General features: G+C 54.3%; 19 protein-coding genes. 16 read left to right on the forward strand and 3 right to left on the reverse strand.

Features of this window, described 5'->3' with window-relative positions; genetic code table 11:
* Window positions 1-146: 146 nt before the first annotated feature.
* The 3 genes from dapD to map all read right to left on the reverse strand — a co-directional run bounded on the left by dapD (window position 147) and on the right by map (window position 4570).
* Window positions 147-971 (reverse strand): 2,3,4,5-tetrahydropyridine-2,6-dicarboxylate N-succinyltransferase, encoded by an 825-nt coding sequence (gene dapD / locus ACMGGP_RS02430; RefSeq protein ID WP_062759654.1) that lies wholly within the window; start codon window positions 969-971, stop codon window positions 147-149.
* 83 nt (window positions 972-1054) lie between these two features.
* On the reverse strand, window positions 1055-3709 hold the full coding sequence (glnD, locus tag ACMGGP_RS02435; protein ID WP_111534817.1) for a bifunctional uridylyltransferase/uridylyl-removing protein GlnD: 2655 nt from the start codon (window positions 3707-3709) through the stop codon (window positions 1055-1057).
* A gap of 66 nt (window positions 3710-3775) precedes the next feature.
* Window positions 3776-4570, reverse strand: a complete 795-nt coding sequence (gene map / locus ACMGGP_RS02440) for a type I methionyl aminopeptidase (RefSeq protein ID WP_033767962.1) — start codon at window positions 4568-4570, stop codon at window positions 3776-3778.
* Between the two features lie 318 nt (window positions 4571-4888).
* Between map and rpsB the strand changes: the two genes are divergently transcribed.
* From rpsB to dnaE, 16 genes are all read left to right on the forward strand, one after another.
* On the forward strand, window positions 4889-5614 hold the full coding sequence (gene rpsB / locus ACMGGP_RS02445) for a 30S ribosomal protein S2 (protein WP_008925636.1): 726 nt from the start codon (window positions 4889-4891) through the stop codon (window positions 5612-5614).
* A 181-nt stretch (window positions 5615-5795) separates the two neighbouring features.
* The gene (tsf, locus tag ACMGGP_RS02450; RefSeq protein WP_010254097.1) at window positions 5796-6647 is read left to right on the forward strand and encodes a translation elongation factor Ts; all 852 of its coding nucleotides are present in this window, start codon (window positions 5796-5798) and stop codon (window positions 6645-6647) included.
* 157 nt (window positions 6648-6804) lie between these two features.
* Window positions 6805-7530 carry a UMP kinase gene (pyrH, locus tag ACMGGP_RS02455; protein ID WP_010254099.1) on the forward strand — a complete coding sequence of 242 codons (726 nt, stop codon included), beginning with the start codon at window positions 6805-6807 and terminating at the stop codon, window positions 7528-7530.
* Between the two features lie 143 nt (window positions 7531-7673).
* Window positions 7674-8231 carry a ribosome recycling factor gene (gene frr / locus ACMGGP_RS02460; RefSeq protein ID WP_010254103.1) on the forward strand — a complete coding sequence of 186 codons (558 nt, stop codon included), beginning with the start codon at window positions 7674-7676 and terminating at the stop codon, window positions 8229-8231.
* 111 nt (window positions 8232-8342) lie between these two features.
* Window positions 8343-9539: a 1-deoxy-D-xylulose-5-phosphate reductoisomerase gene (ispC, locus tag ACMGGP_RS02465; protein ID WP_498798111.1), complete on the forward strand. Its 1197-nt coding sequence runs from the start codon at window positions 8343-8345 to the stop codon at window positions 9537-9539.
* A gap of 181 nt (window positions 9540-9720) precedes the next feature.
* Window positions 9721-10473 (forward strand): (2E,6E)-farnesyl-diphosphate-specific ditrans,polycis-undecaprenyl-diphosphate synthase, encoded by a 753-nt coding sequence (ispU, locus tag ACMGGP_RS02470; protein WP_010254107.1) that lies wholly within the window; start codon window positions 9721-9723, stop codon window positions 10471-10473.
* An 18-nt stretch (window positions 10474-10491) separates the two neighbouring features.
* On the forward strand, window positions 10492-11349 hold the full coding sequence (cdsA, locus tag ACMGGP_RS02475) for a phosphatidate cytidylyltransferase (protein ID WP_010254111.1): 858 nt from the start codon (window positions 10492-10494) through the stop codon (window positions 11347-11349).
* 12 nt (window positions 11350-11361) lie between these two features.
* Window positions 11362-12708, forward strand: coding sequence for a sigma E protease regulator RseP (gene rseP, locus ACMGGP_RS02480; RefSeq protein ID WP_033780608.1), 1347 nt, complete (start codon window positions 11362-11364; stop codon window positions 12706-12708).
* Between the two features lie 57 nt (window positions 12709-12765).
* Window positions 12766-15171, forward strand: a complete 2406-nt coding sequence (gene bamA, locus ACMGGP_RS02485) for an outer membrane protein assembly factor BamA (RefSeq protein ID WP_498798112.1) — start codon at window positions 12766-12768, stop codon at window positions 15169-15171.
* A gap of 110 nt (window positions 15172-15281) precedes the next feature.
* Window positions 15282-15779, forward strand: a complete 498-nt coding sequence (gene skp, locus ACMGGP_RS02490; protein WP_010254125.1) for a molecular chaperone Skp — start codon at window positions 15282-15284, stop codon at window positions 15777-15779.
* Window positions 15780-15782: 3 nt separating this feature from the next.
* Window positions 15783-16808 (forward strand): UDP-3-O-(3-hydroxymyristoyl)glucosamine N-acyltransferase, encoded by a 1026-nt coding sequence (gene lpxD / locus ACMGGP_RS02495; protein WP_010254128.1) that lies wholly within the window; start codon window positions 15783-15785, stop codon window positions 16806-16808.
* Between the two features lie 152 nt (window positions 16809-16960).
* Window positions 16961-17416: a 3-hydroxyacyl-ACP dehydratase FabZ gene (fabZ, locus tag ACMGGP_RS02500; protein WP_003852639.1), complete on the forward strand. Its 456-nt coding sequence runs from the start codon at window positions 16961-16963 to the stop codon at window positions 17414-17416.
* Window positions 17417-17419: 3 nt separating this feature from the next.
* Window positions 17420-18208 carry an acyl-ACP--UDP-N-acetylglucosamine O-acyltransferase gene (gene lpxA, locus ACMGGP_RS02505; protein WP_010254134.1) on the forward strand — a complete coding sequence of 263 codons (789 nt, stop codon included), beginning with the start codon at window positions 17420-17422 and terminating at the stop codon, window positions 18206-18208.
* Window positions 18209-18211: 3 nt separating this feature from the next.
* Entirely contained in the window at window positions 18212-19360 is a 1149-nt protein-coding gene (gene lpxB, locus ACMGGP_RS02510; protein WP_010254138.1) for a lipid-A-disaccharide synthase, read from the forward strand.
* Window positions 19353-19979 (forward strand): ribonuclease HII, encoded by a 627-nt coding sequence (gene rnhB / locus ACMGGP_RS02515; RefSeq protein ID WP_010254141.1) that lies wholly within the window; start codon window positions 19353-19355, stop codon window positions 19977-19979. The genes lpxB and rnhB overlap by 8 nt, the downstream gene beginning before the upstream one ends.
* A gap of 31 nt (window positions 19980-20010) precedes the next feature.
* Window positions 20011-23493, forward strand: a complete 3483-nt coding sequence (gene dnaE / locus ACMGGP_RS02520; RefSeq protein WP_010671865.1) for a DNA polymerase III subunit alpha — start codon at window positions 20011-20013, stop codon at window positions 23491-23493.
* The last annotated feature ends 7 nt before the right edge of the window (window positions 23494-23500 follow it).

Consider the following 23500-nt stretch of genomic DNA (forward strand, 5'->3'; position numbering starts at 1 on the left):
TGAACATTGCGCGACAGGATTTAACTGGCGCGGATTATGACCTGGATAAAAACTAAACGCACCAGTTAATTCGCGACGCGAAGCATGTTATTCAGGAATCACTGTAAAGAAAAGATGACGGGCTGGAAACCAGCCCGTCGCTTAAATCATTCGATGGTGCGCAGCAGCTCGTTAATACCTGTTTTGCCAAGCGTTTTCGCATCCACTTTCTTCACGATCACGGCACAGTAGAGGCTGTAGCTGCCATCTTTAGAGGGCAGGTTACCTGAGACCACCACGGATCCCGCAGGAACACGGCCGTAATGCACTTCGCCGGTCTCGCGGTCATAGATTTTGGTGCTCTGACCGATGTAAACGCCCATTGAGATCACGGAACCTTCTTCAACAATCACGCCTTCAACGATTTCAGAGCGCGCGCCAATGAAGCAGTTATCTTCGATGATGGTCGGGTTCGCCTGCAGCGGCTCCAGCACGCCACCGATACCCACGCCGCCAGAAAGGTGAACGTTTTTACCAATCTGTGCACAGGAGCCAACGGTCGCCCAGGTGTCCACCATGGTGCCTTCATCCACAAAGGCGCCAATGTTGACGTAAGAAGGCATCAGCACCGTGTTGCGGGCGATATAGGCACCCTGGCGCACAGCCGCAGGCGGCACGACGCGGAAACCGGCTTCTTTGAAACGCGCTTCATCCCAGCCTGCAAACTTCATCGGCACTTTGTCGTAAAAGCGGGTTTCTGCACCTTCCATCACCTGATTGTCATTGATGCGGAAAGAGAGCAGTACGGCTTTCTTCAGCCACTGATGCGTTACCCACTCGCCGTCGATCTTCTCAGAAACGCGCAGTGCACCGCTGTCCAGCAGGGCGATCACCTGGTTGATGGCATCACGGGTTTCGCTGTCGACGCTGGCGGGTGTGATGTCAGCGCGACGTTCGAAGGCGGATTCAATAACGCTCTGTAACTGTTGCATATTTTTTTCCTGATCTGTCATGTGCGATGCCGGGCAATACCCCGACACAAGTAAAGAGATTAATGTTTACAAATCGAGTCTGGTCACACTTTATCGTTTGGATTAAGGGCCTCTGTCAACCGTTGTCGCAACGCTTTTCGCATTTCTTCGTCCAGCGCCTGACGTTCACTGTTGGCCAGAATAAACAAATCTTCGACCCGCTCGCCGATAGTGCTGATGCGTGCGCCATGCAGTGAAACCCCGAGATCGGCAAAGACTTCACCGACCCGCGCCAGCAGGCCTGGCTGATCCAGCGCCACCAGTTCCAGATAGCTGCGACGATCGGTATGCGTCGGCAGGAAATTGACCTCGGTATCGACGCTGAAATGCCTGAGTTTGGCCGACGGACGGCGGGTACGCGGCGGCGCCCACTCTGACTGGGTTATCGCCTGCTCCAGCGCCTGAATGATCATCGGATGGCGATCCGGAGAGAGCGGGCTACCATCCGGCTCCAGCACAATAAAGGTATCCATCGCCATGCCGTCGCGGCTGGTAAAGATTTGCGCATCGTGCACGCTGAGATTACGGCGATCGAGTTCACCCGCAACGGCGGCAAACAGGTGCGGGCGATCGGGACTCCAGATAAAGATTTCGGTCCCGCCGCGCGTGGCCTGCGGACTGACCAGCACCAGCGGTTTTTTCAGGTCGTGAACCAGCAGGTGGCGGGCATGCCAGGCGATCTGATTCGGCGTATGGCGCAGGAAGTAGTCAGCGCGGCAGCGATTCCAGATCTGGTGCAGACGCTCTTCATCGATGTTGTCCATCCGCAGCAGCGCCAGCGCCTGCAGGCGATGATGACGCACCCGCTCTCGCAGATCCGGACTGTTTTCCATGCCGCGTCGCAACTGCTTCTCGGTGGCGAAAAAGAGCTCACGCAACAGGCTCTGCTTCCAGCTGTTCCACAGACTTTCATTGGTGGCGCAGATATCGGCTACGGTCAGGCAAACCAGATAGCGCAGCCGGTTCTCATTCTGCATCACCTCGGCGAACTGCTGTATCACCGTCGGGTCCTGAATATCGCGCCGCTGTGCTGTCACCGACATCAGCAGATGATGACGCACCAGCCAGGCCACCAGCTGGGTTTCACGTGAGTTGAGGCCGTGCATTTCAGCAAAGTCGAGCGCATCCTGCGCGCCGAGAATAGAGTGATCGCCGCCGCGCCCTTTGGCGATGTCATGCAGCAGCGCGGCCATCAGCAACAGCTCCTGCTGCGGCAGGCGCGGCCATAACTCGACGCACAGTGGATGCTGCGGACGAGTGCTTTCATTGGCAAAACTTTCCAGCTTCTGCAACACCCGAATGGTGTGCTCATCCACGGTGTAGGCGTGAAACAGATCGAACTGCATCTGTCCGACGATATGGCCCCACAGCGGCGTATAAGCCCACAACACGCTGTAGCGATGCATCGGCACCAGCGCCCGGCTGACCGCGCCGGGATGGCGCAGAATCGACATAAAGGTGCGGCGCGCTTCCGGAATCTGACACAGCGGCTGTTTAAGATGACGACGCGCATGGCGCAGGTGACGCAGGGTGGTGGAGTAGATCCCTTTGATGCTGTCATTACGCACCATGACGTAGAACATGCGCAGGATTGCCTGCGGCTCTCGCCGGAACAGCGTTTCGTCGCGCAGGTCGATCAAATCGCCACGCAGCTGGAAATCGTCATCAATAGGCCTGGGCTTTTCGCTGGTGGAGAGCGCCAGAATCGCCTCATCAAACAGCTGCAGCAGCATCTGATTCAGTTCGCCGATACGCCGCGTGACCCGATAGAAATCTTTCATCATCCGCTCGACCGGCTCATTGCCCTCGCCCTGATAATTCAGGCGTTGTGCCACGCTGAGCTGGCGATCAAACAGCAGGCGATTATCGTAGCGGGGCAGGGAGAGGTGCAGGGCAAAGCGGATGCGCCAGAGAAATGCCTGACATTCGTTGAGTTCGCTGCGCTCCGCGTCGGTGAGGAAACCAAAGCCGACCATCTCATCCAGCGTGGTGGCGCCAAAATGGCGTCGGGCGACCCACTGCAGCGTATGAATGTCCCGCAGGCCACCGGGGCTGCTTTTAATGTCCGGTTCAAGGTTATAGCTGGTGCCGTGATAACGCTTGTGGCGCTCCTGCTGCTCTTCAATTTTGGCGGCGAAAAAGCAGGATGAGGGCCAGAAACCATCGCTGAAGATGTTTTTCTGTAATTCCAGAAACAGCGCCACATCGCCGGTCAGCATGCGTGACTCAATCAGATTAGTGGCAACGGTCAGGTCAGATAACCCCTCCAGCAGGCACTCTTCCAGCGTGCGCACGCTGTGGCCCACTTCCAGCTTAAGGTCCCACATCAGCGTTAACAGGTCGCTGGTGCGCTGCGCAGCCTGTTCATCCAGCGGCTGGCGGCTCAGGATCAGGACGTCAATATCAGAGAGCGGATGCAGTTCGGCACGGCCATAGCCGCCAACGGCGACCAGTGCGATAGCCGGCATCTCATCAAAGCCAAAGAAGCGCCACAGGCGACGCAGCAGCCGATCGATAAACAGCGTGCGGGCATCAATCAGCGGCTCAACGGGTTCACCGGCATCAAACGCGGCGGCCAGATGTTGCTGAAATTGCTCCAGCCGCGGCTTCAGAATGTCACGTGTCAGCTGGTCGTCACCCCATTCGGCTGGCGAATCGACCAGACCGTTTTTCACATCTTCTGACAGACTCACGCTCATGCAGCTCTTCTCTTTTTTAGCCAAAAAAAAGCCGGCTCAGCGCCGGCTTGATCTGTAATGGGGGAATTACCCTTCGGCAACAAGCATAGCGGGCAGCGTGTCGTCTTTGCGCAGGGTTAAAATCTCACAGCCGTTCTCCGTCACCACAATAGTATGCTCATACTGCGCGGACAAGCTGCGATCTTTGGTTTTTACCGTCCAGCCATCTTTCATGGTGCGGATGCGGTAATCCCCGGCATTGACCATCGGTTCTACCGTAAAGGTCATACCTGCCTGGAGTACCACGCCGCCATCATCGGCATCGTAATGCAGCACCTGAGGCTCTTCATGGAAACCCTTGCCGATACCGTGGCCGCAATATTCGCGCACCACAGAGAAATCGTTGGCTTCAACATATTTCTGGATGGCGCGGCCCAGTTCGCGCAGGCGGATGCCGGGCTTGATCAGACGCAGTGAGAGATAGAGGCTCTCCTGCGTGACACGGCACAGGCGTTCGCCCTGAATGGTCGGCTTACCGACGATAAACATCTTTGAGGTATCGCCGTGGTATTCATCTTTAATTACGGTGACATCGATATTCACTACATCACCATCTTTTAACGGACGATCATCGCTGGGGATCCCGTGGCACACCACTTCATTCACCGAGATGCAGACCGACTTCGGAAAGCCGTGATAGCCGAGGCAGGCGGAGACGGCCTGTTGCTTTTGAGTAATGTGATCGTGGCAGATGCGGTCCAGTTCACCGGTGGTCACACCCGGTTTTACGTAAGGCTCGATCATCTCCAGCACTTCGGCGGCCAGTCGGCCCGCGACGCGCATTTTTTCGATTTCTTCAGGGGTTTTAATTGAAATTGCCATTAAATTAATCCGCAGTTGTCGAAATTTTCGACAATAATAAGTTCTGTGCTGTCATGTTAGCAGCCAGCAAATGGGCTGCCAAATAGAGAACGCGCTGACCTCCGTCAGCGATCATTTATTGGCGTCCCTGGGCTGGTTGTGGTATAAAGCGCGCCGACGATTCTCTGTATGGCCGTTTCGGTCAGCAGGAAACGCATAACTCTCATTATGTGTAATAAAACACACATGTATCGACACATACGCCGGGGTGCCTTGAAAGAGGTCGGTCGTATGGGATACATGGAGGCCCAACCCCAATCAAACTTTAGAGGTTTTATCATGGCAACTGTTTCCATGCGCGACATGCTCCAGGCTGGTGTTCACTTCGGTCACCAGACCCGTTACTGGAACCCAAAAATGAAGCCATTCATCTTTGGTGCTCGTAACAAGGTTCACATCATCAACTTGGAAAAAACTGTACCTATGTTCAACGAAGCTCTGGCTGAACTGAACAAGATCTCTTCCCGTAAAGGTAAGATCCTGATCGTAGGTACTAAGCGTGCTGCTGCTCAGGCGGTAAAAGAGTCTGCACTGAGCTGCGACCAGTTCTTCGTAAACCACCGCTGGTTGGGTGGCATGCTGACTAACTGGAAAACCGTGCGTCAGTCAATCAAGCGTCTGAAAGATCTGGAGATTCAGTCTCAGGATGGTACTTTCGACAAACTGACCAAAAAAGAAGCGCTGATGCGTGCGCGTGAGCTGGCCAAGCTGGAAAACAGCCTGGGCGGTATCAAAGATATGGGCGGTCTGCCAGACGCGCTGTTTGTTGTCGATGCTGACCACGAACACATCGCAATCAAAGAAGCAAACAACCTGGGTATCCCGGTATTTGCTATCGTTGATACCAACTCAGATCCAGATGGCGTTGATTTCGTTATCCCAGGTAACGACGATGCGATCCGTGCTGTAAACCTGTACCTGACTGCCGTTGCGACCACCGTTCGCGAAGGCCGCTCTCAGGACCTGGCTGAGCAAGCTGAAGAAGCGTCTTTAGAAAACGCTTAATAAGGTTTGCTCTGCATAAGAGCCCTTAGCATTCAGATGTGATCTGTAAGGGGCCTATACTGGCCCCTTTATTTTATCTAAGTCTGTCACGCCCCCAACCGGACGGCGGGACAGAGTAAATTTTCCGCAAATAAGTGTCTGCTGGTGCAAACGTACACAGGCACGAACCGAGGATTCTGGAATGGCTGACATTACCGCTGCATTGGTAAAAGAACTGCGTGAGCGTACTGGCGCTGGCATGATGGATTGCAAAAAAGCGCTGACTGAAGCGAATGGCGACATTGAGCTGGCGATTGAGAACATGCGTAAGTCTGGCGCAATCAAAGCAGCGAAAAAAGCAGGCAACGTTGCTGCTGATGGCGTAATCAAAACCAAGATCGTTGGCGACTACGGCGTGATTCTGGAAGTAAACTGCCAGACTGACTTCGTTGCAAAAGATGGCGGTTTCCAGGCGTTCGCAGACAAAGTTCTGGATGTGGCTGCAGCTGATCGCGTTACCGACGTTGAAGTTCTGAAAGCGCAGTTCGAAGAAGAGCGCGTTGCACTGGTTGCTAAAATCGGTGAGAACATCAACATCCGTCGCGTTGCTATCCTGGAAGGCGCAGAGCTGGGCAGCTACCTGCACGGCGCACGTATCGGCGTTCTGGTTTCAACCAAAGGCGCTAACGAAGATCTGATCAAACAGATCGCGATGCACGTTGCGGCAAGCAAGCCTGAATTCGTTAAGCCAGAAGACGTTTCTGCTGACGTGGTTGATAAAGAGTACCAGGTTCAGCTGGACATCGCGATGCAGTCTGGCAAGCCAAAAGAGATCGCAGAGAAGATGGTTGAAGGCCGTATGAAGAAATTCACCGGCGAAGTCTCTCTGACTGGTCAGGCTTTCGTTATCGACCCAAGCAAAACCGTTGGCCAGGCTCTGAAAGAGCAGGGCGCTGACGTTATCAACTTCATCCGCTTCGAAGTTGGTGAAGGCATCGAGAAAGTTGAGTCTGACTTCGCTGCAGAAGTTGCAGCAATGTCCAAACAGTCTTAATGCTTTGAAAGAACCGCCAGATGGCGGTTCTTTTTTGTCTGTGAATCGCAACAGATACGTTTTCAGTTTCATCCCAATAGCAATTTCATTGCGGTAAGCGGATGATCGATCAGAATTTACTTCTCCTTTACACCCAATCTTCCAGGAAGAACTGACCATGGCGACCAACGCAAAACCTGTTTATCAACGTATCCTGCTTAAACTCAGCGGCGAAGCCCTGCAAGGCGCTGAAGGTTTTGGTATCGACGCGAGTGTGCTTGACCGCATGGCACAAGAGGTAAAAGAGCTGGTTGAACTGGGCATCCAGGTTGGCGTGGTGATTGGCGGAGGGAACCTGTTCCGTGGAGCGAGCCTGCAGCAGGCCGGCATGAACCGCGTTGTGGGTGACCACATGGGTATGCTGGCAACCGTGATGAACGGCCTGGCGATGCGTGATGCACTGCACCGCGCCTATGTGAATGCACGCCTGATGTCAGCGATTCCACTGAATGGCGTCTGTGACAACTACAGCTGGGCAGAAGCAATCAGCCTGCTGCGTAACAACCGCGTGGTGATCTTCTCCGCCGGTACCGGTAACCCGTTCTTCACCACTGACTCTGCAGCGTGTCTGCGCGGCATTGAGATTGAAGCGGACGTCGTGCTGAAAGCGACCAAAGTGGACGGCGTCTACTCTGCGGATCCGGTGAAAAGCCCGGACGCAACGCTGTATGAGCAACTGACCTATGCTGAAGTGCTGGATCAGGAGCTGAAAGTGATGGATCTGGCGGCCTTTACCCTGGCGCGTGACCACAAATTACCTATCCGTGTTTTCAACATGAATAAGCCTGGCGCACTGCGTCGCGTAGTGATGGGTGAAAAAGAAGGCACCCTGATTACGCATTAATACCCGAGGCGAGATAAAATAAGGTATATTCTGTCAGCGCGATGATAATGCATCGCGCACCAGTCAGGATTATCGATGATTATCGATCCCGCTTCCGGTTACGCCGGAACTGGCCAGGTCAAACCGAATCCAAGGGTTTCAACGTGATTAACGACATCAAAAAAGATGCTGACACGCGCATGGAAAAATGCGTTGAAGCATTCAAAACCACCATCAGCAAAGTGCGCACCGGTCGTGCTTCACCTTCGCTGCTCGACGGCATCGTCGTCGAATATTACGGCACGCCGACGCCACTGCGTCAGCTGGCTTCTGTCACTGTGGAAGATTCACGCACGCTGAAAATCAACGTGTTTGATCGTTCACTGAGTCCGGCAGTCGAAAAAGCGATCATGAAGTCCGATCTCGGTCTGAACCCAAGTTCAGCCGGTACCGACATCCGTGTTCCGCTGCCTGCGCTGACAGAAGAGCGTCGTAAAGATCTGATTAAAATCGTGCGCGGCGAAGCCGAGCAGGGCCGTGTGTCGGTACGTAACGTCCGTCGCGATGCCAACGATAAAATCAAAGCGCTGCTGAAAGATAAAGAGATCAGCGAAGACGACGAACGTCGTGCGCAGGATGAAGTGCAAAAAATGACCGATGCGTACATCAAGAAAGTTGATGCTGCACTGTCAGAAAAAGAGACGGAGCTGATGGATTTCTAATCCCATCACTGCCGGACAAAACGCCGTACAGAGAGGTATTCGTATGAATGCGACATCTGGCGGCGTTTTACATTGTGCCTGTGGGCACGCTGACTTCACACGGATAGCTTCATGAAGCGATTAACTCTGCTGGGATCCACCGGCTCTATCGGCACCAGTACGCTGGCGGTGGTGCGCGCCAACCCGGCGCTTTATCAGATTACGGCGCTGGTTGCCGGCCATAACGTGGCGCTGATGGCCGAGCAGTGTGCGGCCTTTACACCGCGCTTCGCCTGCATGGCAGATGAGGCATCCGCCGCTGCGTTGCGTGAGCGACTGAGAGCAATCAGGGTCAATACTGAAGTGCTCTCCGGCGTTCAGGCAGCCTGTGAGCTGGCCGCGCTGGATGAGGTAGATCAGGTGATGGCGGCGATCGTCGGCGCATCGGGTTTGCTGCCGACGCTGGCGGCTATTCGCGCCGGAAAAACGGTGCTGCTGGCCAACAAAGAATCGCTTGTCACCTGCGGCCGTTTGTTTATGGAGGCCGTGCGTCATCATAACGCACAGTTACTACCGGTCGACAGCGAGCATAACGCCATTTTTCAGAGTTTACCGGCTACCATCCAGCATCAGTTAGGTTACGCTGACCTGCGGGATAATGGCATTGAGTCGATTATCCTTACGGGATCGGGTGGTCCTTTTCGTGACACAGATTTAGCGGATCTCAGCGCCATGTCGCCAGATCAGGCCTGTGCACATCCGAACTGGTCGATGGGGAGAAAAATCTCTGTCGATTCGGCCACCATGATGAATAAAGGTCTTGAGTACATTGAAGCCCGTTGGTTGTTTAATGCCAGCGCAGCGCAGATGGAAGTGATACTCCACCCCCAGTCGGTGATTCACTCCATGGTGCGATACTGCGATGGCAGCGTGCTGGCTCAATTAGGTTCTCCTGATATGCGTACGCCGATTGCCCACAGCATGGCCTGGCCTTCGCGCATCAATGCAGGCGTGACGCCGCTGGATTTTACCCGCATGTCGGCGCTCTCCTTTGCAGAACCTGATTTTAGTCGCTACCCCTGTCTGAAACTGGCCATTGATGCCTGTGATGCAGGGCAGGCGGCGACCACCATGCTGAATGCAGCCAACGAGGTTGCCGTCGCGGCTTTCCTGAATCACCAGATCCGCTTCACCGACATTGCCGCGCTTAATAGTGAGGTGATGGCGGCACAAGTGTGTCCGGAGCCGGATTCGGTGGACGCTGTCCTTGAAATCGATCGCACTGCGCGCGCGCTGGCGACAGAAATGTTGCCGCGTTTCACGTCGTGATGCCGATCGTTATGAGGCCATTTGTTCGCTTCAGGTGAAAATGATATAGTCGCTGGCTCGCGTTTCACGGTCTGTCACCGAATTCGGTGTGGCCCGGCACTGAGAGTGTGTCGGGATTTGAATCGGGCGCAATGTATTCAGAAACCACAGCATTTCTGATGAAAGGAATTGGTTAAGCGTTATGTCGTCTAACAATCACAACAACACTGATGACCAGCAGGGAAACGGTCCGCGCCACGTCGCTATCATCATGGATGGCAATGGCCGCTGGGCCAAAAATCAGGGAAAATTGCGCATTTCAGGCCACAAAGCTGGCGTTAAATCGGTACGCCGTGCCGTCAGCTTTGCGGTCAGTAACAATCTTGAAGCCCTGACGCTTTACGCCTTCAGCAGTGAAAACTGGAGTCGTCCGCCGCAGGAAGTCACCGCGTTAATGGAACTCTTTGTCTGGGCGCTTGATAGTGAAGTGAAGAGCCTGCACAAACACAATGTTCGCTTACGCGTCATTGGCGATACCAGCCGTTTCAGCCCGCGTATTCAGGAACGTATTCGCCGTTCTGAGACGCTGACCGCAAATAATAGTGGCCTGACGCTCAACATTGCTGCCAACTATGGCGGCCGTTGGGATATTATCGAAGGCGTGAAAAAACTGGCTGAACAGGTTCAGGAAGGATTACTGCGACCTGACCAGATTACCGAAGAGAGCCTGACGTCGCAGCTCTGTATGCAGGAGCTGGCGCCAGTGGATTTAGTGATAAGGACCGGGGGAGAGCATCGGATTAGCAACTTCCTGCTGTGGCAGATTGCCTATGCTGAATTCTATTTTACCGATGTGCTCTGGCCGGATTTCGATGAACACGTTTTTGAAGGTGCACTGAATGCATTCTCTCTGCGGGAGCGTCGTTTTGGCGGCGCTGCACCAGGCGGCGCCTGAGCAATCTGGGGGTAACCTTTGCTGAAGTCTCGTCTGATTACCGCGTTGATATTAATTCCGCTGGTAATAGCTGCACTGTTCTGGTTACCGCCTGTTGGCTTCGCCCTGACAACCATCGTTATCTGCATGCTGGCAGCCTGGGAATGGGGTCAGTTTGCAGGGATGGCATCACGGCAACAGCGCGTCTGGCTGGCTGTACTTTGTGGTCTGCTGCTGGCGCTGATGCAGTTTACGCTGCCACCTTATCAACACACGGTGCATCTGCCACAGATCGCGACATCGCTTTGGGCGTCGCTGGTGTGGTGGGTCGTTGCACTGCTGCTGGTGCTCTCCTATCCCGCTTCTGCGGCCTTCTGGCGCCATTCGCGTCCCCTTCGCTTACTGTTTGGCGTGTTAACGCTGGTCCCTTTTTTCTGGGGCATGGTGGCGCTGCGCCAGTATCACTATGACACCGACCACTTCGCCGGTGCCTGGTGGTTGCTGTTTGTGTTGCTGCTGGTATGGGGAGCGGATTCAGGTGCTTATATGTTTGGCAAGATGTTCGGCAAGCACAAGCTGGCGCCAAAGGTCTCACCAGGCAAAACCTGGGAAGGCTTCCTGGGCGGTCTGGTCACCTCGGCGCTGATTGCAGTGCTGTTTGCGACGCTGGCGCCACTGACGGTTTCCACCGGTACGCTGGTGATTTGCGCGATTATCGCGACGCTGGCCTCTGTGCTGGGCGACCTCACTGAGAGCATGTTTAAACGTGAAGCGGGCATCAAAGACAGTGGTAATCTGATTCCTGGTCACGGCGGCATTCTTGATCGTATTGATAGTCTGACTGCGGCGGTGCCGGTGTTTGCCTGTTTATTGCTGCTGGTGTTTCGCACCCTTTAAGGACAGGCAAAGATGTTGAGCATACTCTGGAGTTTCGTCGCCTTTATCGTTGCGCTGGGCGTATTAATTACCGTTCATGAGTTTGGCCATTTCTGGGTCGCTCGTCGCTGTGGCGTCAAAGTTGAGCGCTTTTCCATTGGTTTTGGTAAGTCGCTCTGGCAGCGCCGTGATCGCCACGGCACCGAATTTGTCATCGCGCTGATTCCCCTTGGCGGCTACGTTAAAATGCTCGACGAGCGTGTTGAAAGCGTGCCAGCCGAATTTCGTCATCAGGCTTTTAACAACAAAGCCGTCTGGCAACGCGCCTCCATCATTGCGGCAGGTCCTGTCGCTAATTTCATCTTTGCCATCTTTGCCTACTGGGTTGTGTTTATTCACGGCGTGCCCGGCGTGCGCCCGGTAATCGGTGAAATTTTAAACGGTTCGGTGGCTGCGGAAGCTCAAATTACGCCCGGCATGGAACTTAAGGCTGTTGACGGTATCGAAACGCCTGACTGGGATGCTGTGCGTATGGCGCTGGTGGGTAAAATCGGCGACAGCAGCACCACCTTAACGGTGGCTCGATTTGGCGAGGACGCGACCCAGCAGAAACAGCTGGATTTGCGTAACTGGCAGTTTGAGCCTGATAAGCAGGATCCGGTCGTCGCGTTAGGGATTCAGCCACGCGGTCCGCAGATTGAGACCACGCTGGCAGAAGTGCAGGCGAACTCGCCAGCCAGTGAAGCCGGTTTGCAAGCAGGCGACAGGATCGTTAAAGTCGATGGTCAGCCATTATCGCAGTGGCAGACTTTTGTCATGCAGGTCCGGGATAACCCCGGCAAAAGCATGGCGCTTGAGGTGGATCGCGGCGGTGAGTCTATTGCGCTGACGATGACGCCAGAAGCGAAATCTGGCAGTAAAGCGGGATTTGCGGGTGTCATTCCGCGCATTGTTCCTCTGCCAGAAGAGTACAAGACGGTAAGACAGTATGGCGCGTTTGCGGCTATCGGTGAGGCTAGTGTAAAAACCTGGCAACTGATGAAGCTCACCGTCTCCATGCTGGGCAAGTTAATAACCGGTGATGTGAAGCTGAACAACCTGAGCGGGCCAATTTCGATTGCGCAGGGTGCAGGGTTGTCAGCAGAGTATGGGTTGATTTACTACCTGATGTTCCTGGCGTTGATTAGCGTCAACCTGGGCATCATCAACCTGTTCCCTCTGCCGGTTTTAGATGGTGGGCACTTGCTCTTCCTGGCGATCGAAAAGATCAAGGGTGGACCGGTGTCCGAGCGAGTTCAGGACTTTAGTTATCGCATCGGTTCAATTTTACTGGTGCTGTTAATGGGGCTTGCACTTTTCAATGATTTCTCACGTTTGTAACCGCTGGAACGCGAACATTCGAGGGATGTGTTAGGAAAACGCATAACAACGATGGCGATGAAAAAGTTGCTCATAGCGTCGCTGCTGTTTAGCAGCGCCACCGTTTACGGTGCAGACGATTTCGTAGTGAAGGATATTCATTTCGAAGGGCTGCAGCGAGTCGCCGTCGGCGCGGCTCTGCTGAGCATGCCAGTACGGGTTGGCGATACGGTGAATGACGATGATGTCAGAAATACCATTCGCTCGCTGTTCGCTACTGGCAACTTTGAGGATGTTCAGGTCCTGCGAGACGGTACAACGCTGATTGTCCAGGTCAAAGAACGTCCTACCATTGCCAGCATTACCTTCACCGGTAACAAAGCGGTGAAAGAGGATCAGCTCAAACAAAATCTGGAAGCCTCAGGTGTCCGTGTCGGCGAAGCGCTGGACCGTACCACCATCTCCTCTATCGAGAAGGGACTTGAGGATTTCTACTACAGCGTAGGTAAATATACCGCCAACGTGAAAGCCGTGGTCACGCCACTGCCGCGTAACCGTGTAGATCTGAAGCTGGTCTTTACTGAAGGTGTCTCTGCAAAAATTCAGCAGATCAACATCGTCGGTAATAAAGCCTTTAGCTCCGATGAGCTGATTTCCCGCTTCCAGCTGCGCGATGAAGTGCCATGGTGGAACGTGGTCGGCGATCGTAAATATCAGAAGCAGAAACTGGCGGGTGACCTCGAAACCCTGCGCAGCTTCTATCTGGATCGTGGCTACGCACGCTTTAACATCGATTCGACGCAGGTCAGCCTGACGCCTGATAAAAAAGGTATCTACATCACGGTGAACATCACCGAAGGTGACCAGTACAAAATCGCTGGCGTGATCGTCAATGGCAGCATGGCGGGCCATTCAGCAGAAATTGAACATCTGACCAAGATTCCGGCGGGCGACCTCTATAACGGCGCCAAAGTCACGAAAATGGAAGATGACATCAAGAAACTGCTGGGCCGCTACGGCTATGCCTATCCGCGCGTGGCAACACAGCCAGAAATCAACGACGCCGATAAAACCGTAAAACTGCATATCAATGTGGATGCGGGTAACCGTTATTATGTCCGTAACGTCCGTTTCGAAGGCAATGACACGTCGAAAGACTCCGTGTTACGTCGCGAAATGCGTCAGATGGAAGGCGCGTGGCTGGGCAGCGATCTGGTTGAACAGGGTAAAGAGCGTCTGAACCGTACCGGTTACTTTGAAACCGTTGATGTGGATACTCAGCGTGTGCCAGGTTCGCCAGACCAGGTTGACGTGGTCTACAAGGTTAAAGAGCGTAACACCGGTACCTTTAACTTCGGCGTCGGCTACGGCACCGAAAGTGGTGTGAGCTTCCAGGTCGGCGTAACGCAGGATAACTGGCTGGGCACCGGTAATACCGTGGGCATCAGCGGGACCAAGAACGATTACCAGACCTATGCTGAATTCTCGCTGACTGACCCTTACTTTACCGTTGATGGTGTCAGTCTGGGTGGTCGTCTGTTCTACAACGACTTTAAAGCAGATAACGCGGACCTTTCTGACTATACCAACAAAAGTTATGGTCTGGATGGCACGCTTGGCTTCCCGGTTAACGAAAACAACACCCTGCGTGTCGGTCTGGGCTATGTCCACAATGACCTGTCAAACATGCAGCCTCAGGTGGCGATGTGGCGTTATCTTGACTCGGTCGGCAAGCCGCAGCAGCTCAATGATGAAGGTGATTTCTCAGCAGATGACTTCACCTTTAACTACGGCTGGACTTATAACACCCTGGACCGCGGCTTCTTCCCGACGTCCGGTAACCGTACCAACCTGAACGGTAAGGTGACGATTCCGGGCTCGGATAACAGCTTCTATAAGGCCACGCTGGATACTCAGCAGTATGTGCCGATTAACCAGGATCGTACCTGGGTGCTGTTAGGCCGTGGTCGCGTAGGTTATGGCGATGGTCTCGACGGCAAAGAGATGCCGTTCTATGAGAACTTCTACGCCGGTGGTTCAAGCACCGTGCGCGGCTTCCAGTCCAACACCATTGGACCGAAAGCAGCCTACTTTAATAACAACTCGTCGAACTGCCGAATCGCCGATCCAAATGGCGTCTGTAAGTCTGACGATGCGGTAGGCGGTAACGCCATGGCGATTGCCAGCCTTGAGCTGATTACGCCAACGCCGTTCCTGAGCGAGAAGTATGCTAACTCGGTTCGTACCTCGGTGTTTGTCGATGCCGGTACAGCGTGGGATACCCATTGGGAAAATACCGCAGAAACGCGTGCGGCGGGCATTCCTGACTACAGCGATCCAAACAATATCCGTGTATCCAGCGGTGTTGCGCTGCAGTGGATGTCACCGCTCGGCCCGCTGGTGTTCTCTTACGCCCAGCCGATGAAGAAAGTCGATGGAGACAAGTCAGAGCAGTTCCAGTTTAACATTGGTAAAACCTGGTAATGTTCTGAGCATGGATGCATAGCTGAAGTATTGCTGCCGGACAGCACCTGTTGCTGTTCCGGGGCAAACACTGTGTCGCTGACACAAACGTTGATGGTAAGGAGTTTATAGTGAAAAAGTTGTTGTGTGCCGCAGGTCTGGGTCTTGCTTTAGCGGTCTCCGCTGGTGTTCAGGCTGCCGACAAAATTGCAGTGGTAAACGTGTCCAGCATTTTCCAACAGTTACCGCAACGTGCGACTGTTGCTAAACAGCTGGAAAACGAGTTCAAAGGCCGTGCAACTGAGTTGCAGAGCCAGGAGCGCGATCTGCAAACCAAAATGCAGCGTCTGCAGCGTGACGGTTCTACCATGAAGGCGAGCGAACGCAGCCGTATGGAAAAAGATGTCATGTCTCAGCGTGAAGCTTTCTCTACAAAAGCCCAGTCTTTTGAGCAGGATAATCGCCGTCGTCAGATGGAAGAGCGTAACAAGCTGCTGAGCCGTATTCAGGATGCCGTGAAGAAAGTCGCTGACAGCGATGGTTACGACGTCGTGATCGACGCTAACGCGGTGGCTTATGCGTCAAACGCAAAAGACATCACTGCTGACGTGCTGAAACAGGTTAAATAATTCATGTCATCTATTCGACTGGCTGATTTAGCCCAGCAGTTGGATGCAGAATTGCACGGAGATGGCGATATCGTCATCTCCGGCATTGCTTCTATGCAATCCGCCACAACTGGCCAAATCACTTTTCTTGCAAACAGCCGTTACCGCGAGCAACTCGCCCTGATTAAGGCCTCAGCCGTGGTGCTGACGGAAGCGGATCTGGAGTGGTGCAATACCGCAGCGCTGGTGGTGAAAGATCCCTACCTGACCTATGCGCGTATGGCACAAATACTCGATACCACGCCACAGCCAGCGCAAAATATTGCCCCCAGTGCAGTGATCGATCCCTCAGCCCGACTCGGGAGCAACGTCGCCATTGGCGCCAATGCGGTGATCGAAGCGGATGTTGAGCTGGGCGATAACGTGGTCATTGGTGCAGGATGTTTTGTTGGCAAAAAAACCCGTATCGGCAGCGGTACCCGTCTCTGGGCCAACGTCTCTGTTTATCACGAAATTGAAATCGGTCAGGATTGCCTGATTCAGTCAGGTACCGTCATCGGTTCTGATGGTTTCGGCTATGCCAACGATCGCGGTAACTGGGTGAAAATCCCGCAGTTAGGCGCGGTGATAATCGGCGATCGCGTAGAAATAGGTGCCTGCACCACTATCGATCGCGGTGCGCTGGATAACACTCTGATCGGCAATGGTGTTATCATAGACAACCAGTGCCAGATCGCTCACAACGTAGTTATTGGCGACAATACTGCGGTTGCAGGCGGTGTGATCATGGCGGGTAGTTTGAAAATTGGGCGTTACTGTATGATTGGCGGTGCCAGCGTCATTAACGGCCATATGGAAATCTGTGACAAAGTAACGGTGACCGGTATGGGTATGGTCATGCGTCCTATCACAGAGCCTGGTGTCTATTCATCAGGCATTCCGCTGCAACCCAACAAAACCTGGCGCAAAACTGCAGCGCTGGTGATGAACATCGATGACATGAGCAAACGCTTAAAAGCCATCGAGCGCAAGGTCGGCAAAGACGACTAACCGCCATCCCAAAACTGACCGGCTTTCATAATAAAAATGTTAAGCAGGGAAGCCCGGCGCCACAGAACCTATTTGCGGCCTGCGGAAGATCATTTTGATCTGTGCAGGCCGTGTTATTGATGTCATCAGATTTTTAGGACAGGAAGAGTATTTTGACTACTGAAACTCATACTCTGAAAATTGAAGAGATTTTAGAGCTGCTGCCGCACCGCTATCCGTTTCTGCTGGTAGACCGCGTGCTGGAATTTGAAGAGCACAAATACCTGCGTGCAGTGAAGAACGTTTCTGTTAATGAACCGTTTTTCCAGGGGCACTTCCCTGGTAAACCGATTTTTCCTGGCGTTCTGATCCTGGAAGCGATGGCGCAGGCTACCGGTATTCTGGCGTTTAAAAGCGTAGGTAAACTGGAGCCAGGCGAACTCTACTACTTTGCCGGTATCGACAGTGCCCGTTTCAAGCGCCCTGTGGTACCAGGCGACCAAATGATCATGGAAGTCACTTTCGAGAAAACCCGCCGTGGTCTGACCCGCTTTAAAGGCGTGGCGACTGTCGACGGTAAAATCGTTTGTGAAGCGACCATGATGTGTGCCCGCAGCCGGGAGGCATAATTCGTGATTGATCCAACAGCCACTATCCATCCCAGTTCTGTCATCGAAGAGGGCGCTATTATTGGCGCCCGCGTTCACATTGGCCCGTTTTGCTTTATTGGTGCGAATGTTGAGATCGGTGAAGGAACGGTACTGAAGTCACATGTTGTGGTGAACGGCCACACGCGCATCGGTAAAGATAATCAGATTTATCAGTTCGCCTCAATTGGCGAAGTGAATCAGGATCTGAAATATGCCGGTGAGCCAACACGGGTTGAGATCGGTGATCGTAACCGCATCCGTGAAAGCGTGACGATTCATCGCGGCACCACGCAGGGTGGCCAGGTCACCACAGTGGGCAGCGATAATCTGCTGATGGTTAATGCTCACATCGCGCATGACTGCGTGATTGGCAACCGCTGTATCTTCGCCAACAACGCCACCCTGGGTGGTCACGTGACGGTCGATGATTTCGCCATTATTGGCGGCATGACAGCGGTACATCAGTGGTGCATCATCGGTGCTCACGTGATGGTTGGCGGCTGTTCGGGCGTGGCGCAGGATGTGCCGCCTTACGTTATTGCGCAGGGCAACCACGCTACGCCGTTCGGGATCAATATCGAAGGTCTCAAGCGTCGCGGCTTCAGCAAAGAGTCGTTGCACGCTATCCGCAACGCCTATAAGTTGCTCTATCGCAGCGGCAGAACGCTGGAGGAAGTGAAACCGGAGATCGAAGCCATCGCACAGCAGCACAGCGAAGTGCAACCTTTCTACGATTTCTTCACCCGTTCAACCCGTGGATTAATTCGTTAATCCATGTCAGCGCGTCCCTTAACGATTGCCCTGGTCGCCGGAGAAACCTCCGGCGATATTCTTGGTGCAGGTCTGATCCGTGCCCTGAAAGCCCGTCATCCGGATGCACGCTTTGTCGGCGTGGCGGGTCCTCTGATGCAGGCAGAAGGGTGTGAAGCCTGGTATGAGATGGAAGAGCTGGCGGTGATGGGCATTGTCGAGGTGCTCGGTCGCCTGCGACGCCTGCTGACAATCCGTCGCGATCTCACCCGGCGTTTTACCGAACTCAGACCCGATGTCTTTGTCGGGATTGATGCGCCCGATTTCAATATCACGCTGGAAGGCAATCTTAAACGCACTGGCATTCGCACTATCCACTATGTCAGCCCCTCGGTGTGGGCATGGCGGCAAAAGCGTGTCTTTAAGATTGGTCGTAACACCGATCTGGTGCTGGCGTTCCTGCCATTTGAAAAAGCTTTTTACGATCGCTATAACGTTCCCTGTCGTTTTATCGGTCACACCATGGCGGATGCCATGCCGCTGCAACCCGATAAGCTGGCTGCACGCCGTCATCTGGGCATTGCCGATGATGCGCTCTGCCTGGCCTTGCTGCCCGGCAGCCGGGGTGCGGAAGTGGAAATGCTCAGCGCCGATTTTCTGAAAACCGCTCAGTTGCTGCGTCGTCACTATCCGGCACTGGAAATCGTGGTGCCGCTGGTCAACGCCCGTCGCCGCGAACAGTTTGAGAAGATTAAAGCCGAAACCGCCCCCGAACTGCCGATGCATCTGCTTGATGGTCAGGGACGTGAGGCGATGATTGCGAGCGATGCCGCACTCCTGGCGTCAGGCACTGCCGCACTGGAGTGCATGCTGGCAAAATGCCCAATGGTCGTCGGTTATCGCATGAAGCCGGCCACCTTCTGGCTGGCGAAACGGCTGGTCAAAACCCCTTACGTCTCGCTGCCAAACCTGCTGGCAGGGCGTGAGCTGGTCAAAGAGTTACTGCAGGATGAGTGTCAGCCTGAAGCCCTGGCCGCAGCGTTAGATCCGCTGCTGCATGCCGGGCCTGAGCGAGAAACACTCCTGCAGACGTTTCATGAATTACATCAACAGATCCGCTGGAACGCCGATGAGCAGGCAGCGGATGCGGTACTGGAGCTGGTGAATGCCTGATTTTATCTATCCTGTCGCCAGACTGATTGCCGGTGTGGACGAAGTGGGGCGCGGTCCGCTGGTTGGCGCGGTCGTTACTGCCGCGGTGATCCTCGATCCGGCAAACCCGATTACCGGCCTGGCCGACTCGAAGAAACTGTCTGAAAAGCGCCGCCTGGCGTTGTATGACGAAATCAAAGAGAAAGCGCTGGCATGGAGTCTGGGACGCGCAGAGCCTGAAGAGATCGATCAGCTCAACATTCTGCATGCCACTATGCTGGCGATGCAGCGCGCCGTAGCTGGCCTCGGCATTCAGCCCGATTATGTGCTGATTGATGGCAATCGTTGCCCTGCACTGCCAATGCCTTCACAGGCGGTAGTTAAAGGGGATAGTCTGGTTGCCGAAATCAGTGCAGCATCGATCATCGCCAAAGTGTCGCGTGACCAGGAGATGACCGAACTCGATCTGCTGTTCCCGCAGTATGGTTTTGCGCAGCACAAAGGTTATCCGACGGCGCTGCATATAGAAAAACTGACGCAGTATGGCGTCACGCCGCACCACCGTCGCAGTTTTGCGCCCGTACGCAATGCGCTGCTCGATGCTGAAGTACTGGCTGCACGCCAGACCCTTACGCTTTAATAGCCTGACGCTGTTTTAACCGGAAACTGATATGGCTGAACCCCGTTTTATACATCTGCGTGTCCACAGTGACTATTCGATGGTTGATGGCCTGGCGAAAACCGGGCCGTTAATCAAGAAGGCGGCTGCCCTTGGCATGCCGGCTATCGCGATTACCGACTTCACTAACCTCTGTGGCCTGGTGAAATTTTACGGTGGCGCGCACAGCGCAGGGATAAAGCCGGTCATTGGTGCCGATTTCAACGTTGCCAGTGAGCTGATGGGGGATGAGCTGACACAGCTTACCGTGCTGGCGTCCAGTAATACCGGATACCAGAACCTGACGCTGCTGATCTCCCGTGCCTATCAGCGTGGGTATGGCGTGGACGGACCGATCATCGACCGCGACTGGCTGATTGAATTGCAGGAAGGATTAATCCTGCTGTCGGGCGGACGGCGCGGCGATGTGGGTCGCAGCCTGCTGCGCGGCAACAATGCCCTGGTTTCGCAATGCCTGTCGTTTTACCAGCAACATTTCCCCGATCGCTACTACCTGGAGCTGATTCGTACCGGCCGTCAGGACGAAGAGAGCTATCTGCATGCGGCAGTTGAACTGGCGATTGCAGAGGGAATACCGGTCGTTGCCACCAATGAAGTCTGCTTTATCAATGCAGAAGATTTCGATGCGCACGAAATTCGCGTCGCCATTCATGACGGCTATACGCTGGATGATCCCAAGCGTCCGCGTAACTACAGTCCTCAGCAATATATGCGCAGCGAAGAGGAGATGTGCGAGCTCTTCTCGGACATCCCGGAAGCGCTGGAAAACAGCGTAGAGATTGCTAAGCGTTGTAACGTCACGGTCCGGCTGGGCGAATACTTCCTGCCGCAGTTCCCGACCGGTGATATGACCACCGAAGATTATCTGGTGGTGAAATCCCGTGAGGGTCTGGAAGAGCGTCTTGAGTTCCTGTTCCCGGACGAAGCCGAACGCCTTGAGAAACGCCCGGAATATGATGAACGTCTGGAGATTGAACTCAACGTTATTAACCAGATGGGTTTCCCCGGCTACTTCCTGATCGTAATGGAGTTCATCCAGTGGTCCAAGGACAACGGCGTGCCGGTCGGGCCGGGGCGTGGTTCCGGTGCCGGTTCGCTGGTGGCCTATGCGCTGAAAATCACCGATATCGATCCGCTGGAATTTGACCTGCTGTTCGAACGCTTCCTGAACCCGGAACGCGTCTCGATGCCCGATTTCGACGTCGACTTCTGCATGGAGAAGCGCGATCAGGTGATCGAACACGTTGCAGATATGTACGGACGTGAAGCGGTTTCCCAGATTATTACCTTCGGCACCATGGCGGCGAAAGCGGTCATTCGCGATGTGGGCCGCGTGCTGGGACATCCTTACGGCTTCGTTGACCGCATTTCAAAACTGATCCCGCCCGATCCCGGCATGACGCTGGAAAAAGCTTTTATTGCTGAACCGCAGCTTCCCGCCATGTATGACGCGGACGAAGAGGTTAAAGCGCTGATCGACATGGCGCGCAAGCTGGAAGGGGTCACGCGTAACGCCGGTAAACATGCGGGCGGCGTGGTCATTGCGCCAACGAAGATCACCGATTTTGCGCCGCTCTATTGTGATGAGCATGGGCAGTTCCCGGTAACTCAGTTCGATAAAAATGATGTGGAATATGCCGGCCTGGTGAAGTTCGACTTCCTGGGTCTGCGTACGCTGACCATCATCGACTGGGCGCTGAAGATGATCAACCCGCGCCGGGAAAAGCAGGGGCTGGAGCCGATCGATATCGCCTCTATCCCGCTGGACGATAAGAAAAGCTTCGATATGCTGCAGCGCTCGGAAACCACTGCGGTGTTCCAGCTTGAATCGCGCGGCATGAAAGATCTGATTAAGCGTCTGAAGCCCGACTGCTTCGAAGATATGATCGCACTGGTGGCGCTGTTCCGTCCTGGCCCACTGCAGTCCGGCATGGTGGATAACTTCATTGACCGTAAGCATGGCCGTGAAGCGATCTCCTATCCCGACATTCAGTGGCAGCACGAAAGCCTGAAACCGGTGCTGGAACCGACCTACGGCATCATCCTCTATCAGGAACAGGTGATGCAGATCGCCCAGGTTCTCTCCGGTTACACGCTGGGCGGTGCGGATATGCTGCGTCGCGCCATGGGTAAAAAGAAACCCGAGGAGATGGCCAAACAGCGTTCTGTATTCCGCGACGGTGCCGAAAGTATGGGCATCGACGGGGAACTGTCGATGAAGATCTTCGATCTGGTAGAAAAATTTGCAGGTTATGGCTTTAACAAGTCACACTCTGCGGCCTACGCACTCGTCTCCTACCAGACGTTGTGGCTGAAGGCGCACTATCCGGCTGAGTTTATGGCTGCGGTCATGACCGCCGATATGGATAACACCGAGAAAGTGGTTGGCCTGGTCGATGAGTGCTGGCGGATGGGACTGAAAGTCCTGCCGCCTGATATCAACTCCGGTCTCTATCAGTTCCATGTTAATGACGCGGGCGAGATCGTTTACGGTATCGGCGCGATCAAAGGCGTCGGTGAAGGCCCGATCGAAGCGATCATCGACGCCCGTAACGAAGGCGGTTATTTCCGCGAGTTGTTTGATCTCTGCGCCCGTACCGACACCAAAAAGATCAACCGTCGGGTAATGGAAAAATTGATCATGTCCGGGGCCTTTGATCGCCTTGGACCGCATCGCGCTGCGCTGATGAGTTCACTCAGTGACGCGTTAAAAGCGGCCGATCAGCACGCGAAAGCGGAAGCGATTGGCCAGGCTGATATGTTTGGCGTACTGGCGGAAGAGCCGGAGCAGGTTGAGAAATCGTACGCCAGCGTCACGCCGTGGCCTGAGCAGGTGCAGCTGGATGGCGAACGGGAAACGCTGGGGCTTTACCTTACCGGCCACCCGATTAATCAGTACCTGAAAGAAATTGAGCGTTACGTTGGCGGGGTGCGGCTGAAAGATATGCATCCTACCGATCGGGGTAAAATTACCGTGGCGGCCGGTCTGGTGATCGCGGCACGGGTAATGGTCACCAAACGCGGCAACCGAATTGGTATCTGTACTCTGGACGATCGCTCCGGTCGTCTTGAGGTGATGTTATTTACCGATGCGTTAGATAAATACCAGCAGTTGCTGGAGAAAGACCGAATTCTGATCGTCAGCGGACAGGTCAGCTTTGATGACTTCAGTGGTGGCCTTAAAATGACCGCTCGTGAAGTCATGGACATCGACGAAGCTCGCGAAAAATACGCGCGCGGACTTGCTATCTCGCTGACGGACAGGCAAATTGATGACCAGCTATTAAACCGACTCCGTCAGTCTCTGGAACCTCATCGATCAGGGACTATTCCGGTGCATCTCTACTATCAGAGAGCCGACGCGCGAGCGAAGCTGCGCTTTGGTGCAGCGTGGCGAATTTCGCCCAGCGATCGTTTACTTAACGATCTGCGCTCGTTGATTGGATCGGAGCAGGTGGAACTGGAGTTTGACTAGAACAGGA

It is taken from the genome of Curtobacterium sp. BNK-1, from assembly GCF_048685235.1.
GTDB classification, from domain to species: Bacteria; Pseudomonadota; Gammaproteobacteria; order Enterobacterales; family Enterobacteriaceae; genus Pantoea; species Pantoea agglomerans.

Coding starts and splice junctions, on each gene's coding strand:
- dapD (WP_062759654.1), bottom strand. CDS start 971: ATGCAACAGTTACAGAGCGTTATTGAATCCGCCTTCGAACGTCGCGCT.
- lpxB (WP_010254138.1), top strand. CDS start 18,212: ATGTCAGCGCGTCCCTTAACGATTGCCCTGGTCGCCGGAGAAACCTCC.
- lpxD (WP_010254128.1), top strand. CDS start 15,783: ATGTCATCTATTCGACTGGCTGATTTAGCCCAGCAGTTGGATGCAGAA.
- pyrH (WP_010254099.1), top strand. CDS start 6,805: ATGGCGACCAACGCAAAACCTGTTTATCAACGTATCCTGCTTAAACTC.
- map (WP_033767962.1), bottom strand. CDS start 4,570: ATGGCAATTTCAATTAAAACCCCTGAAGAAATCGAAAAAATGCGCGTC.
- tsf (WP_010254097.1), top strand. CDS start 5,796: ATGGCTGACATTACCGCTGCATTGGTAAAAGAACTGCGTGAGCGTACT.
- ispC (WP_498798111.1), top strand. CDS start 8,343: ATGAAGCGATTAACTCTGCTGGGATCCACCGGCTCTATCGGCACCAGT.
- rpsB (WP_008925636.1), top strand. CDS start 4,889: ATGGCAACTGTTTCCATGCGCGACATGCTCCAGGCTGGTGTTCACTTC.
- ispU (WP_010254107.1), top strand. CDS start 9,721: ATGTCGTCTAACAATCACAACAACACTGATGACCAGCAGGGAAACGGT.
- dnaE (WP_010671865.1), top strand. CDS start 20,011: ATGGCTGAACCCCGTTTTATACATCTGCGTGTCCACAGTGACTATTCG.
- bamA (WP_498798112.1), top strand. CDS start 12,766: ATGAAAAAGTTGCTCATAGCGTCGCTGCTGTTTAGCAGCGCCACCGTT.
- rseP (WP_033780608.1), top strand. CDS start 11,362: ATGTTGAGCATACTCTGGAGTTTCGTCGCCTTTATCGTTGCGCTGGGC.
- rnhB (WP_010254141.1), top strand. CDS start 19,353: ATGCCTGATTTTATCTATCCTGTCGCCAGACTGATTGCCGGTGTGGAC.
- glnD (WP_111534817.1), bottom strand. CDS start 3,709: ATGAGCGTGAGTCTGTCAGAAGATGTGAAAAACGGTCTGGTCGATTCG.